General features: G+C 72.1%; 11 protein-coding genes and 1 pseudogene. 6 read left to right on the top strand and 6 right to left on the bottom strand.

Going from position 1 to position 12,585, the window contains the following annotated elements:
- Positions 1 to 59: 59 nt before the first annotated feature.
- Entirely contained in the window at positions 60 to 2,051 is a 1,992-nt protein-coding gene (locus tag ACFWYM_RS09765; RefSeq protein ID WP_384832716.1) for a hypothetical protein, read from the top strand.
- Positions 2,052 to 2,087: 36 nt separating this feature from the next.
- Here the strand turns inward: ACFWYM_RS09765 and ACFWYM_RS09760 are convergent, their stop codons facing one another.
- Entirely contained in the window at positions 2,088 to 2,495 is a 408-nt protein-coding gene (locus tag ACFWYM_RS09760; RefSeq protein ID WP_384832713.1) for a sensor histidine kinase, read from the bottom strand.
- Here ACFWYM_RS09760 and ACFWYM_RS09755 point away from each other — a divergent pair.
- From ACFWYM_RS09755 to ACFWYM_RS09745, 3 genes and pseudogenes are all read left to right on the top strand, one after another.
- Positions 2,476 to 3,018: pseudogene (locus ACFWYM_RS09755) on the top strand (xylosidase); the annotation flags it as partial. The gene ACFWYM_RS09760 and the pseudogene ACFWYM_RS09755 overlap by 20 nt on opposite strands.
- A gap of 42 nt (positions 3,019 to 3,060) precedes the next feature.
- Positions 3,061 to 3,312, top strand: a complete 252-nt coding sequence (locus ACFWYM_RS09750) for an EF-hand domain-containing protein (protein WP_384832710.1) — start codon at positions 3,061 to 3,063, stop codon at positions 3,310 to 3,312.
- A 230-nt stretch (positions 3,313 to 3,542) separates the two neighbouring features.
- Entirely contained in the window at positions 3,543 to 4,550 is a 1,008-nt protein-coding gene (locus tag ACFWYM_RS09745) for a helix-turn-helix transcriptional regulator (RefSeq protein ID WP_384832707.1), read from the top strand.
- Between the two features lie 35 nt (positions 4,551 to 4,585).
- Here ACFWYM_RS09745 and ACFWYM_RS09740 read toward each other — a convergent pair whose 3' ends face one another.
- From ACFWYM_RS09740 to ACFWYM_RS09720, 5 genes are read right to left on the bottom strand one after another with little or no spacing between them, the layout of a single operon-like run.
- The gene (locus ACFWYM_RS09740; protein WP_384832705.1) at positions 4,586 to 6,163 is read right to left on the bottom strand and encodes an MFS transporter; all 1,578 of its coding nucleotides are present in this window, start codon (positions 6,161 to 6,163) and stop codon (positions 4,586 to 4,588) included.
- A gap of 60 nt (positions 6,164 to 6,223) precedes the next feature.
- Complete coding sequence (locus tag ACFWYM_RS09735) at positions 6,224 to 8,461, bottom strand: excinuclease ABC subunit UvrA (RefSeq protein WP_384832702.1); 2,238 nt, start codon at positions 8,459 to 8,461, stop codon at positions 6,224 to 6,226.
- 8 nt (positions 8,462 to 8,469) lie between these two features.
- Positions 8,470 to 9,246, bottom strand: a complete 777-nt coding sequence (locus ACFWYM_RS09730) for an aldo/keto reductase (RefSeq protein ID WP_384832699.1) — start codon at positions 9,244 to 9,246, stop codon at positions 8,470 to 8,472.
- Positions 9,243 to 10,190 carry a Gfo/Idh/MocA family protein gene (locus ACFWYM_RS09725; RefSeq protein WP_384832696.1) on the bottom strand — a complete coding sequence of 316 codons (948 nt, stop codon included), beginning with the start codon at positions 10,188 to 10,190 and terminating at the stop codon, positions 9,243 to 9,245. Before ACFWYM_RS09725 ends, ACFWYM_RS09730 begins: the two co-directional genes overlap by 4 nt.
- Complete coding sequence (locus ACFWYM_RS09720) at positions 10,187 to 10,462, bottom strand: hypothetical protein (protein WP_384832693.1); 276 nt, start codon at positions 10,460 to 10,462, stop codon at positions 10,187 to 10,189. The genes ACFWYM_RS09725 and ACFWYM_RS09720 overlap by 4 nt, the downstream gene beginning before the upstream one ends.
- 132 nt (positions 10,463 to 10,594) lie before the next feature.
- Between ACFWYM_RS09720 and ACFWYM_RS09715 the strand changes: the two genes are divergently transcribed.
- Together ACFWYM_RS09715 and ACFWYM_RS09710 are read left to right on the top strand one after the other, a co-directional pair.
- On the top strand, positions 10,595 to 11,593 hold the full coding sequence (locus ACFWYM_RS09715) for a helix-turn-helix transcriptional regulator (RefSeq protein ID WP_384832691.1): 999 nt from the start codon (positions 10,595 to 10,597) through the stop codon (positions 11,591 to 11,593).
- Complete coding sequence (locus ACFWYM_RS09710) at positions 11,590 to 12,561, top strand: radical SAM protein (RefSeq protein WP_384832688.1); 972 nt, start codon at positions 11,590 to 11,592, stop codon at positions 12,559 to 12,561. The genes ACFWYM_RS09715 and ACFWYM_RS09710 overlap by 4 nt, the downstream gene beginning before the upstream one ends.
- Positions 12,562 to 12,585: the final 24 nt, after the last annotated feature.

Raw genomic sequence — 12,585 nt, 5'->3', positions numbered from 1 at the left:
CCCCCCCTCGGGGGGGGGGGGGGGGTCCGCCCCCGTGCAAGACCAGGCAGGATGTCAGGATGTACGGCATGCCACAGGACCGGATACCCGTCGCCGCTCCCTTCAACGAGGACCGGATCGCCCCCGCCCTCGCCGGGCTCATCGGCGGCGAGGGGTACTGGCGGGCCGGCACCCTCGCCGGGATCGCCCGCACCGGCGACTACCTGACGGGGCGGACCGATCAACTCCCCGATCAGTACCGGGGCTGGTTCTGGTCGCGGTTCATCGGCCGGATCGGCGCCGTCGCGCTGCGGTCCTGCGCGTATCCCGTCCACGCCGAGCTGCGCGAGGTCCTGCTGGCGACGCTCGACGCCTGGGCCGCGACGCCCTTCGCCGACCCGGCGGCCGTCGCCCGCATGCGGACCGGCACCATCGAGCTCACCGACACACAGGTGTACGGGGCCCGCGACGACCGAGGCGCGCTCGTGGCCGTGCACGGGCTCGGCAGCGGCGAGAGCGGACGGCACTTCGTCGAGCTGCGCACCGGCGCCGCCGCCCCGCCCGCACCCGGCGAGATCACCGAAGCCGCCCACGTCCCCACCGACGGCTGGGGCACCCCGGACCAACTGCGCCGCCTCACCGCCCTCGTACGGGAGAACGGCCCCGTGCCCTGGGACCGGGACGCGGCCGCCGCGCTGGCCGAGGCCACCGGAGTGAGCCGCGCCGCCGCCTCCTTGCTGCTCGCCGGAATCCCGGACGCCTCCTACGTCACGTGGCGGCTCGACGCGGAGACCCGCAAGGTCATGGGGCTGGGGCAGGCCGAGGCCGCCGCGGGGCAGCGGGAGCTGTACGACGTGCACGTACCCGAACGCCTGGAGCTGTTCGCCGCGGTGCTGCCCGAGGACCCGGCCCAGCTGTGGCAGCCCGGTGGCCAGGCCGCGCTCGCCGGCCGGATCGCCGAGGCATGGCGCGCGCAGCGCGGCGTGCGCCCCGCCGTCTCGGAGGCGACGCTGGCCGTGGCCACCGAACACGCGTCGATCCGCATGGCCCCGGCAGCCGTCTGCGCGCTGTTCGCCGACCCCGCGAGCAACCCGGTGCTGACCCGGGACCCCGACACCCGGCTGCGGGCGAGCGACGTCATCGGCCACGGCTGGGAGGGCGAGGAGGGCTTCCGCTTCAAGGAGTTGCTCGCCGCGGCCTGCGAGGTGATCCCGTGGATCTACGCCGAACTGCCCGCCGGTGACCCGGTCCGCGAGGGCCTCCCCGAAGTGACCGCCCTGCTGCGCGAGCGACTGGCCCACCCGGGGCTGCTGCTCGCCACCGACGGCTGGGCCCTGCGCGGCCGCACCGTGGCGGAGCTGCTGCCGTCCTTCCCCGGAGCCGAGGAGTACCGCGAGGCCCTCGACGCGCTCGGCCACCCCACGCTCGACGACGGCCTGACCGTGATCGCCGAGGGCGGCATCGACCGGTGGGGCGAACGCGAGTCGCCGGGCATCTACTTCCGGCCCGGGCGGTACGGCAAGGACGCGCGCTCGCGGCGGCTGGACGCCGTCGTCGACCGCGAAGGATCCCACCTCGCGCGGGTCCGCTGGCTGCGCGGCCCCGAGTGCCGGCGCCTGGAGGAGCGCATCACTTCCGGGTCGCTGCCGCCCGGGCGGTACGAGACCGACCCGCGCGCCTCGGCCCCGGACACGCACGCCAAGGCCGCCGCCGAACTCGGCCTCGGCGCCGACGCCGCGGCCCTCTACCTCCAACTGCTCGCCCTGCCCGCGCCCACCGACCGCAACGTCCGCCGCTGGAACGGCTGGAGGCCCACCGCGCACAAGGCGGCCACCGCCGAACTCCTCGACGCGGCCCTGGTCCTCGCCGACCGGCGCCCCCGCTCCGGCCGCGGCGTCTTCCTGCCCGGCGACTGGGCCGCCGCCGCGAAGCCGTACCACCCCATGGAGACCCGGAAGGCCGACCTGCTCGGCGCGCGGCTCTCCCCGGACCGCACCAAGGTCCTCAGCGCCCCGGCCACCGGCCCGCTGCCCGAACTCTTCGCCCGCGCCTGGGAGTCGCGCCCCCGCTGACCCGCCCGCGGCTGACCCGCCCGCGCAGACGGACGGTCAGGCCGGGCACGGCAGGGTGGCCCGGACCTGGAAACCGCCGTCCGGGGTGGGGCCCGCGGTCAGATGGCCGCCCAGCTGGGCGGTCCGCTCGTAGAGTCCGGCCAGTCCGTTCCGTCCGGTCGGCGGACCGGCCTGCGGCGCGGGCCGGGCGTCGCCGCTGGGCGGAGCCGTGTTGGTGACGGCCGCGATCAGCGCCGCACGGTCTGGCGCGGCGACCAGGTCCACCGTCACGGCCGAACCGGGCGCGTACTTGCGGACGTTCGTCAGGGACTCCTGGACGATCCGGTACGTGGCGGCCTGGACGGCGGGCGGCCAGCCGGGCTCGGACAGGGCGGTGAGGCGGGCCCGTTCCTCGGCGGCGGCCGTGCGGGTCAGCAGGTCGCGCTCGCGCTGGCGCACCGGCACCGAGGACTCCCGACCCGGCTGCCTCGACGTCTACCACGCCTTCGGCATGCTCTCACCGTGGATGGTGGGCAGGATCGGCACCATCGCGGACACGGACCGCTTCCACGCGAACGTCAACACCCCGGACCAGGCCGACTGCGACGCCCACGGCGTCGACTGCCAGCCGTGTGTGCTGCCCGGCCACGTCCAGTCGCGCCAGCGCGCCCACGGCGACTTCATGTGGCGGCAGTTCTACAACATGGTCCGGCTCGGCGCCCAGGGCATCTACATCTCCATGTTCGACGAGTACAACGAGGGCAACCAGATCGCCAGGACGGCCGAGAGCGCGGCCCACGTCCCTATGGACTCGGGCTTCCTCGGCCTCGACGAGGACGGCACCGCCTGCTCCGCGGACTACTACCTGCGGCTCACCGGCGACGGCGGCCGGATGCTGAAGGGCCAACTCCCGCTCACCGACGTGCGTCCGACGGTCCCGATGCCCGGCGGGGCCCACGCCGGAGGTCCACCGCAGAGTCGCGCATAGGATGCGCTGGCGACGTTGACGCCATGAAACGGGGATTCTGTGATGAGCGAGAAGGCTCGCAAACTGTTTGACGCACTTGACCTCAACGGCGACGGACAGCTGACCCGGGACGAGGTGATCACGGCCCTCCGGACGAAGGGACCCACGCTCGCCGCCCGGGGGGATCTGCCGTTCTGGGGTGTCCAGGACGCGGAGGCTTCGTCGGCACTGTTCGACGCCGCGGACAAGAATGGTGACGCGGTGCTGACCTTCGAGGAGTTCGCCGGCGAGGTGGACCGGAAATTCGGGTGGTAGCACCCGGCGCCGGCGAGGTGCCTCCGTCGGCCGGCGCACGGCCGTCCACACATGGACCGAGCGCCTCTTGCGTCGGTTGCCTGGAGCGCGACGGCGTGGTCGGCGCTGTGTCTTGGCGTCTACGTGGTCTAGATGGCTGGGCAGCAGCGCGCGCGGTTTCGCCCGATGTCGTCGACGGTAGACGTCCAAGAGGTCATCGAACGTCCTATTGATCGGTGAGGGTGAGCGCCATGAGCGCCGATTCCGTGGTGACCCGGGGCGTACGCGACCCCGCGGCCCGACTGCTCCAGCTCCTGTCCCTGCTCCAGGCCCCGCGGGACTGGACGGGCGCTGAGCTGGCCGAACGCCTCGGCGTCACGACCCGCACCATCCGCCGCGACATCGACCACCTGCGCGAGCTGGGCTATCCCGTCCAGGCCAGTCAGGGGAACATCGGCGGCTACCGCCTCGTCGCCGGGGCCGCCATGCCGCCGCTCCTGCTGGACGACGACGAGGCGGTGGCCATCGCGATCGGTCTGCGCACCGCCGCCACCGCCGCCGTCAGCGGCATCGAGGACACCTCGCTGCGGGCCCTGGCGAAGCTGGAGCAGGTGCTGCCCTCGCGCCTGCGGCACCGGGTGTCCAACCTCGCCGAGGCGGCCACCTGCGTCACCCGGCCCGTCCCCGGCCCCGACGCCGATCTCCTGGCCGCTCTCGCCGCCGCCTGCGTGGCCCACGAGAAGATCCGCTTCGGCTACGCCCCGGGCCGCGGGGGACCGTCGCGGCGCCTTGCCGAACCGGTCCGCCTGGTGGCCGCGGGACGGCGCTGGTATCTGGTCGCCTACGACCTCGACCGCGCCGACTGGCGCACCTTCCGTGTCGACCGGATCGAGGCGCTGCACCGCACCGGCGCCCGCGTCCCCGAACGCGAACTGCCCGACGGCCAGGACGCCGCCGCGTATGTGGCGGGCGTTCTGGGCGCCGGTCCGGGCAGCTGCCACGCCGAGGTGATCGTGCACGCTCCGATCGAGCGCGCGGCCGAGGGCGTTCCGGCCTCGCTCGGCGTCCTGGAACAGCTCGACGAGCACCGCTGCCGACTGCGCACGGCTCCGGACTCCCCCGAATTCCTCGCCTTCCGCATCGCCGCTCTGCGCCTGGACTACACCCTGATCGGCCCGCCCGAGATCGTCCCGCACCTGCGAAGGATCGCGGAGCGGGCCCTGGGCGCCATCGAGGCGGCCCAGGGCCAGGAGCGGTGAGTGGGTTCAGGACGGTTCGCCGAGATCGGTCCGCGTCACCTGGCGGTCGCGGCGGGCTGCCGGGCCTCGGCGGTGCCGCCGGGTACGGGGCCGTCGGCGGGCTCGGCACCGTCGCCCGCGCCTGTGCGCCCGGCCCTGCGCGGTATCGCGTACAGCACTGCGAAGGCGGCGAGGAAGGCGGCGGCGACGTACGGCAGGGTGTGCGCGAAGGCGTCCGGAATCTTCGCGGCCTGGGTGACGGGGTTGCCGTCGCCGCCCAGGCGGTTGAAGAAGACCAGCGAGGAAAGGGCGGTGCCGACGGCCTGGCCCAGCTGGACGGTGGTGTTGTTCAGGCCGGAGGCCGAACCGGCGTCCTGGTGCGGCACCTCGGAGAGGATGATGTCCGCGAGCGGCGCGACGATCAAGCCCATGCCGACGCCCATCGGTACCAGCGGCAGCATCGTCTGCCACAGCGCGATGTCCGCGCCGTAGTGCCCGGCCAGCCACGCGAAGAGGGCCATCCCGGCCGCGGCGACGAGCGCACCCACCTGGAGTACCCGACGGCCGAAGCGCGGTACGAGCACCTGCATCGAGACCCCGGCGCCCGCCATCAGCAGCAGCGACAGCGGCAGCCCCGACAGGCCCGCCTTCAACGGTGAGAAGCCCAGCCCCAGTTGGAGGTAGAGCGTCCAGGCCAGGAAGAACACGCCCGATGCCAGACCGAACAGCAACTGCACGCCCAGGCCGCCCGAGAAGCTCGTGCGGGAGAACAGCGAAAGCACCACGAGCGGGGAGCCGCCACGGGCGATGACCCGGCGTTCGTACGCGACGAACAGCGCGAGCACCGGCAGCGAGGCCGCCAGCATCACGTACGTCCACAGCGGCCAGTCCAGCTCGCGGCCCTGGATCAGCGGCAGCACGAGGCAGAGGAGGCCGACGACGGACAGCAGCATGCCGCCCACGTCGAGCCGGGCCGCGTGCTCGGCCTTCGACTCGCGGATCAGAACCGAGCCGACGATCAGACCGAGCACGCCGAGCGGCAGGTTGACCAGGAAGATCGACCGCCAGCCCCACCCGAACAGGTCGCCCTCGACAAGGAGCGCACCCACCAGCGGCCCGGTCAGGACGCCCAGAGCGGTGACCGCCCCGTAGACGCCGAAGACCTTGCCGCGCTCCTCCTTGGAGAAGGAGACATGGATGATCGACAGGACCTGGGGCACCATCAGCGCGGCCGCCGCGCCCTGCGCGATCCGCCCGGCCAGGAGTACCTCCGCAGTGGTGGCGATGCCGCACACCAGCGAGGTGAGGGTGAACCCGGCGACCCCGGCGAGGAAGACCTTCTTGCGGCCGTACAGGTCGCCGAGCCGCCCGCCGGTGATCAGGCCGAGGGCGAAGGCGAGGGCGTAGCCGCCGACCACCCACTGGATCTGGGCGGTCGAGGCCCCCGTGTCCTCCTGGATGTGCGGGATGGCGATGTTGACGACGGTTACGTCCACCGCGTCCATGAAGGTCGCGACGAGGAGGACGATCAGCGCCGCCCACCGGCGGGGATCAACCGCTGCCGGTGAGGGAGCGACCAGCGCATCGGCAACCGCCGTGTTCATGGCGGTTGGTTGTGATTTGTTCTCGGACATGAGATCGACGGTAGAAGCCCAATAGGACGTCCAGCGTCCTCACAGCACCTTCGGGGAGCCTCATGATGAAGGGGCGAGATCGCGGCGCAGCGCGGCGGCGGTGTGAGAGCCGTTGGCCTTCGCCAGCTGGGCCGGGGTGCCCGTGAACTGCACGTGGCCGCCGTGGCGGCCGCCTTCGGGGCCGAGGTCGATGATCCAGTCGGCGTGCTCGATGACGTCGAGGTCGTGCTCGATGACCAGGACGGTGTTGCCCGCGTCGACCATGCGGTCCAGGAGGGCGAGCAGGCTCTGGATGTCGGACATGTGCAGGCCGGTGGTGGGCTCGTCCAGGACGTAGACGCCACCGGTCTTGTGGAGTTCGCCGGCGAGTTTGAGGCGTTGGCGTTCACCGCCGGAGAGCGTGGACAGGGGCTGGCCGAGGGTGAGGTAGCCGAGCCCGACGTCGTTCAGCAGGCCGATCTTGCGTCTGATGGTGCGGTCGGTGAAGAAGCCGGAGGCTTCCTCGGCGGTGAGGCGCAGGACGTCGACGATGTTCTTGCCGTGCAGGGTGTGGGCGAGCACGTCGGGGGCGTAGCGGGTCCCCGCGCAGTGCTCGCACACCGTGGTGACCGGGTCCATGAACGCCATGTCGGCGGTGATCTCGCCCTTGCCGTGGCAAGTGGGGCAGGCGCCGCGCGAGTTGAAGCTGAAGTACCCGGCATCCACCCCGCCCGCCTGGGCGAACGCCTTGCGGATCGGGTCCATGACGCCCAGATGGCTGAGCGGAGTGGAGCGCGAGGAGACGCCGATGCCGCCCTGGCCGACCATGACGGCCTCCGAGTGCTGAGCGGTGAACTCCTCGGTGACCAGAGTGGACTTGCCCGACCCCGCGACCCCGGTGAACACGGTCAGGACTCCGGTGGGGATGTTCACGGTGACGTTCTTGAGGTTGTGCAGGACTGCGTCCTTGACCGTCAACTGCCCGGTCGGTACGCGGACTTGCTTTCTCAGCGTGGGAGTGCGGCGCAGACAGCGGCCGGTGGGGGTGTCGGCGTCCCGCAGGCCGGTGGGGCCGCCCTGGTGGACGACGCGGCCGCCGTGGGTGCCCGCGCCGGGCCCCATGTCGATGACGTGGTCGGCGGCGGCGATGACGTCGCGGTCGTGTTCGACGACGAGCACGGTGTTGCCGCGGTCGCGCAGTTCGCGAAGGAGCGTGTTCATGCGGCCCACGTCGCGGGGGTGCAGGCCGGTGGACGGCTCGTCGAAGATGTATGTCATCCCGGTCAGCGACGAGCCGAGGAAGCGCACCGTCTTCAGGCGCTGTGCCTCGCCGCCGGACAGGGTGGAGGTCTCGCGGCCCAGGTTGAGATAGCCGAGCCCGATGTCGTCCAGGCGGCGCAGCCCGGCGGTGGCCTGTGCGGCGAGCGGGGTACCCAGCGGGTGGTCGATCTTCCCGAGTACGTCGATGAGTTCGGTGACCTCCATCGCCATGTAGTCAGTGATGCCGTGTCCGTTGATGCGGGTCTTGAGCGCGGCCCCGTTCAGACGTGCCCCTTCGCAGGTGGGGCAGGTGCCCTGGACGGTGAACTCCTCGACTGCCCCGCGGGTGCGAGCGGAGAGGGTGGAGATGTCCCGGCCCAGGTAGAGCCGGTGGAAGCGGGGGATCAGGCCCTCGTCGGTGGCCGTGGTGGAGCCGGGCTCACCGTGCAGCAGGCGCTGCCACTCGGACTCCGTGTAGTCCTTGAGCGGCTTGTCGAGGTCGAAGCGGCCGGTGCGGGTGAACAGGTTCCACTGCACGCCGCCGACGTTGAACAGGGGGAACAGCAGCGCGCCCTGGTTCAGCGACTTGGCGGTGTCGAAGAACGTGTCCAGGTCGGGCTGCACGGTCCGGCCGAGCCCGGCGCAGGCCGGACAGGCGCCCTCGGGCGTGTTGAAGGAGTACACGGTGGCCATGCCCGCCGACGGCTCGCCCGCCCGGGAGAACAGCAGCCGGATGATGGACGCGATGTCGGTGGAAGTCCCCACGGTGGAGCGGGCGTTGGCGCCGATCGGCTTCTGGTCCACGACCACTGCGGTGGACAGGTGGTCGATCCGGTCGGCGTCGGGCTTCTCGTGGCGGGGCAGCCGGTTGCGGACGAAGGTGGTGAAGGTCTCGTTGAGCTGGCGCTGGGCCTCTACCGCGAGGGTGGAGAACACCAGCGACGACTTGCCCGATCCGGATACGCCGGTGAAGACCGTGATCTTGTTCTTGGGGATGCGCAGTGAGACGTCGCGCAGATTGTGCTCGCGGGCGCCCTCGATGACGATGTGCTTGCTCATGAACTCTCTCAGGGGGTGCGTCGGTTACGGGGCGCGGTCGTCCCCAGAGCGTCGATGCGGGCGACATCCGCGGCGTCGAGATCCAGGCCGGCGCCGAGGACGTTCTCGAAGATGCGTTCCGCGTGGCCCGACTTGGCGATGACCGGGATCCGGTGTGCCACGTGCCAGGCGATGACGATCTGCGCCACGGTCGCCTCGTACGTGGCGGCGATCTCGACGAGCGCGGGATGCCCCAGGCCGGGCTTGCGCAGCCGCAGCGGACTGTGCCCGGCCGGCACCACCCCGCGCTCCTTGTGCCCCACCACCACGGCCGGGTCGTACAGCGGGGGATTGAACCGGACCTGGTTCACGGCCGGGGCGCGCCCGGTCGCCGCGGTCAGCGCGTCGAGCTGGGCCAGGCTGTGGTTGCTCACCCCGGCCTGAGCGGTCAGCCCCTCGTCGGCCGCGGCCAGGAACGCGTCCCACACGGCGACGTTCTCGGACCGGTCCTTGAGCGGAAAGTGGAGCAGCCACAGATCGACGCGCTCCAGGCCGAGGCGTTCGAGCGAGCGCTTCAGGGCGTCCTGCTCCCCACCGGGACGGCGCTGGGCGAATTTGGTGGTCACGAACACGTCGGTGCGCGCCAGGCCGGAGGCGGCCAGCGCCTTGCCGACCGCCTCCTCGTTGCCGTACAGCGTGGCGGTGTCCAGGTGCCGGTATCCCACCTCCAGGGCGACCGAGACGGCCCGGTAGGCGTCGTCGCCCTTCAGCTGCCAGGTCCCGAATCCGATGGGCGGGATCATCATCGGCCGACGTCGCCGTTGACCAACCGGTCGACGTCCAGGGTCAGTTCGAGGGCGTCCAGGACGGTCGCCGGGCCGATCTCGTTGTCCGCCTCGCCGCGCAGGCATGCCAGGACGTGGTCGATCATCGCCGTGTACTGGTCGGCGGGTTCCAGCTCCACCACCCGTACGCCCTCAGGGGTGTAGGCGGTGAGGGTGCCGGCCGGCTTGCCGTCGAAGCCCGTCGTCGACAGTGACTCGAGGACCCCCTGGGTGAAGGTGGCGGTGTAGCCGCCGCGGGCGCCCCACGGCATGGGCATCAGCGACGAGACCGAGTCGCGGGCCATGGCCCCGTCGAAGCGCAGGACCGCCTCGATGGCGGCGCTGTCGTCGTCACGGGCGACGGTGGTGACAGCCAGCTGCCGTGGCGTGCCGAGGGTGCGGGTGACGATGTCCATGTCGCCGTGCATGGCCTCCTGCGGAAGCACCTTCAGTCCCAGGGAGAACCCCGGCCACAGGTGAGCCGTCCGGTTCCACAGCTCCAGATGCTCCAGGCGCCCGTAGGTGCCGTCGCGCACGGCGTCGAACAGGACCCGGTTGGCCGGGATGAACCGCTCGTACATGTCCACGAACACCTGCCGGTCGCTGCGCTCGGCCGCCTCGGCCACGCGCCGCGCGTCCTCCAGGTTGTCGGCCAGCGGCAGTTCGACCAGGGCGTGCTGGCCCGCCTCCAGCGCGCGCAGCACGTACGAGGCGTGCAGTGGAACCGGCAGGCAGATGTCGACGAGATCGAAGTCGCCGTCGAACGCCTGGTCAAGGTCGGTGGCGGCGGCGAACCCGAACCGCCCGGCCACCGTGGCGGTCTTCTCCGGGTCGCGGCCGAACATCACCACCTCCACGTCACCGCGCGCGGCGTACACGGCGGCGTGTGCCTGCCCGAAGTTGGTGCCGAGCAGCGCGATCCTCATGCCGTCACCGGCCCGTCGGCCGAAGCGGGGGCGGGCACGTCGAGGACGAGGAAGGCGGGCATCAGGTAGTCGACGCCGTCCGCCCCGTGGTCGTACATGCCGCCGGAGGGCCACTGCTTGCCGGTGAAGATGTCGGAGTGGGGCTTGCCGCCGGCGCTCTCGTCGGACTCGACGCGCCAGCCGAACGCGCGACGGTAGAAGTCCTCGGTGCTCCGGGCGTCGGTGGTACTGATCTCGAACCAGACCACGTTTCCCGGGTCCATGAAACTCATGGCGAGTCCCTCCTTCTCTAGGGGAGAGGGGTATTCGTCCGGGGTGACCCCGCCGGACGCTTTCCGTCCGTTTTCGACGCTAGACGGCTTTTAGGACACGGCACGGCCTAAAAGGCTGGGAGCCTGACGGGCATGACCCAGGACCTGCCCGCCCGCATGCTCCGGCTGCTCTCCCTGCTGCAGACGCGCCGCGAATGGTCCGGCGCCGAACTGGCCGAGCGCCTCGGCGTCACCGGCCGCACCGTCCGCCGCGACATCGACCGCCTGCGCGGGCTCGGTTACCCGGTCGAGGGCACCACCGGCCACGCGGGCGGCTACCGCCTGGCGGCCGGCACGGATCTACCGCCACTCCTCCTCGACGACGAGGAGGCCACCGCCATCGCGGTCGCCCTGCGCACCGCCACCTCCGGCGTCACCGGCATCGAGGACACCGCCGTACGCGCCCTCGCCAAACTGGAACAGGTTCTGCCCGCCCGGCTCCGCCACCAGGTGTCCGCCCTGCACACCGCCACCGTTCCGCTGCCCTGGGGCGGCGGCCCCCAGGCCGACCCGGTCGCCCTCGCAGCCCTGGCCGCCACCTGCCGCGACCACGAGATCGTCACCTTCGACCACCGCTCCCGGCAGGCCACGCAGGCCACCGCCCGCCGCGTCGAGCCCCACGCCCTTGTGGCGGCCGGGAGCCGCTGGTACCTCGTCGCCCACGACCTGGACAAGGACAGCTGGCGCACCTTCCGGGTGGACCGCCTGACCGGCGTCTCACCCACCGGCCGCCGCTTCACCCCACGCGAACTGCCCGCCGACGACCCGGCCGCGTACGTCGCCGCCACCATCGCCCGCACTCCCACCCGCTACCCCGCCCGGGCCACCGTCCCCCTCGACGCCGCCACCGTCCGCGCCCGCACCGGAGCCCTGCCCGAGCGCGTGCAGCCACGAGACGAGCACACCTGCACCGTCGACATCAGCGCCGACAACCCCCTCCACATCGCCGTCCACCTCCTCACGCTCGGCCCCGGCACCACACTCCACGGCCCCGATGAACTCGCCCCGCACCTGGAGGAGCTGGGCCGACAACTCCTCGGCGCAGCCCGCACGCTCCGCGAAACACCGAGCCACGAGGAGGCCGACCGGTGAACGCCCCCGACCCGCACCCCGCCCTCTTCCCGGCCTCCACCGTGGCCCCGACCCCGCCCCCGTCCCCGGACTTCCGCGGCGTCACCTTCCACGAGATCCGGGCCCGCACCCTCCTCAACCGCCTGCCCCGCACCGAGCCCGGCGGAATGGGCTGGACGCTCAACCCCTACCGGGGCTGCACCCACGCCTGCACCTACTGCTTCGCCAGAGACGGCCACCACCACCTCGGCCACAACAGCGGCGCCGACTTCCAGACCCACCTCTACGTCAAGACCAACGCCGCCACCGTCCTGCGACGCGAACTGCGCACCGGCAAGACCGGCGACCAGTGGGTCATGGTCGGCACCTCCACCGACTGCTACCAACGCGCCGAAGGGCGCTATGAGTTGATGCCCGGCATCATCCGCGCCCTGACCGACTACCGCGTCCCCTTCACCACGACCACCAAGTCCGCGCTCCTTCGCCGCGACATACCCCGCTATGCCGAAGCCGCCCGCGTCACCGATGTCCTGGTCATGACGTCCCTCGGCTCCCTCGACGACCGTGTCTGGCGCGCCTTCGAACCCGACGCGGCCCCGCCCCGCGCCCGCCTGGAGACGATCGCCGCTCTGCGCGCGGCGGGCGTCCCGGCAGGCGTCCTCATCGCCCCGGTCGTCCCGCACGTCGGGGATCACCCCGACGCGCTCAACGCCCTCGTCGACGCATGCGCCGAGGCGGGAGCCGCCACCGTCTTCCCCGACATCCTGCGCATCAGCCCCGGCGCCCGCGACTGGTTCCTCGCCCAGTCCGGCCGCACGCTCCCACCCCACCTCCACCGACGCCTGGCCGCCGACTACGCCACACACCGGGCCATGCCCCCGCGCTACGTACAGCAGGTCACCGCCCACATCCACGCCTGCGCCGACCACCACGGACTGCCCCGCTGGGAGGAGTATGTGAAACGCCTCGGACGCGGACAACGATGGTGATGACTGGGTGCCTGAGGCACAACG

It is taken from the genome of Streptomyces sp. NPDC059009, assembly GCF_042740175.1.
Taxonomy (GTDB): domain Bacteria; phylum Actinomycetota; class Actinomycetes; order Streptomycetales; family Streptomycetaceae; genus Streptomyces.
This window is presented reverse-complemented; position numbering and strand designations above follow the sequence as displayed.

Bases quoted from the DNA above. Each gene is read 5' to 3' on its own strand.
- ACFWYM_RS09735 (WP_384832702.1), bottom strand. From the start codon at position 8,461: ATGAGCAAGCACATCGTCATCGAGGGCGCCCGCGAGCACAATCTGCGC.
- ACFWYM_RS09730 (WP_384832699.1), bottom strand. From the start codon at position 9,246: ATGATGATCCCGCCCATCGGATTCGGGACCTGGCAGCTGAAGGGCGAC.
- ACFWYM_RS09720 (WP_384832693.1), bottom strand. From the start codon at position 10,462: ATGAGTTTCATGGACCCGGGAAACGTGGTCTGGTTCGAGATCAGTACC.
- ACFWYM_RS09715 (WP_384832691.1), top strand. From the start codon at position 10,595: ATGACCCAGGACCTGCCCGCCCGCATGCTCCGGCTGCTCTCCCTGCTG.
- ACFWYM_RS09740 (WP_384832705.1), bottom strand. From the start codon at position 6,163: ATGTCCGAGAACAAATCACAACCAACCGCCATGAACACGGCGGTTGCC.
- ACFWYM_RS09725 (WP_384832696.1), bottom strand. From the start codon at position 10,190: ATGAGGATCGCGCTGCTCGGCACCAACTTCGGGCAGGCACACGCCGCC.
- ACFWYM_RS09745 (WP_384832707.1), top strand. From the start codon at position 3,543: ATGAGCGCCGATTCCGTGGTGACCCGGGGCGTACGCGACCCCGCGGCC.
- ACFWYM_RS09765 (WP_384832716.1), top strand. From the start codon at position 60: ATGTACGGCATGCCACAGGACCGGATACCCGTCGCCGCTCCCTTCAAC.
- ACFWYM_RS09750 (WP_384832710.1), top strand. From the start codon at position 3,061: ATGAGCGAGAAGGCTCGCAAACTGTTTGACGCACTTGACCTCAACGGC.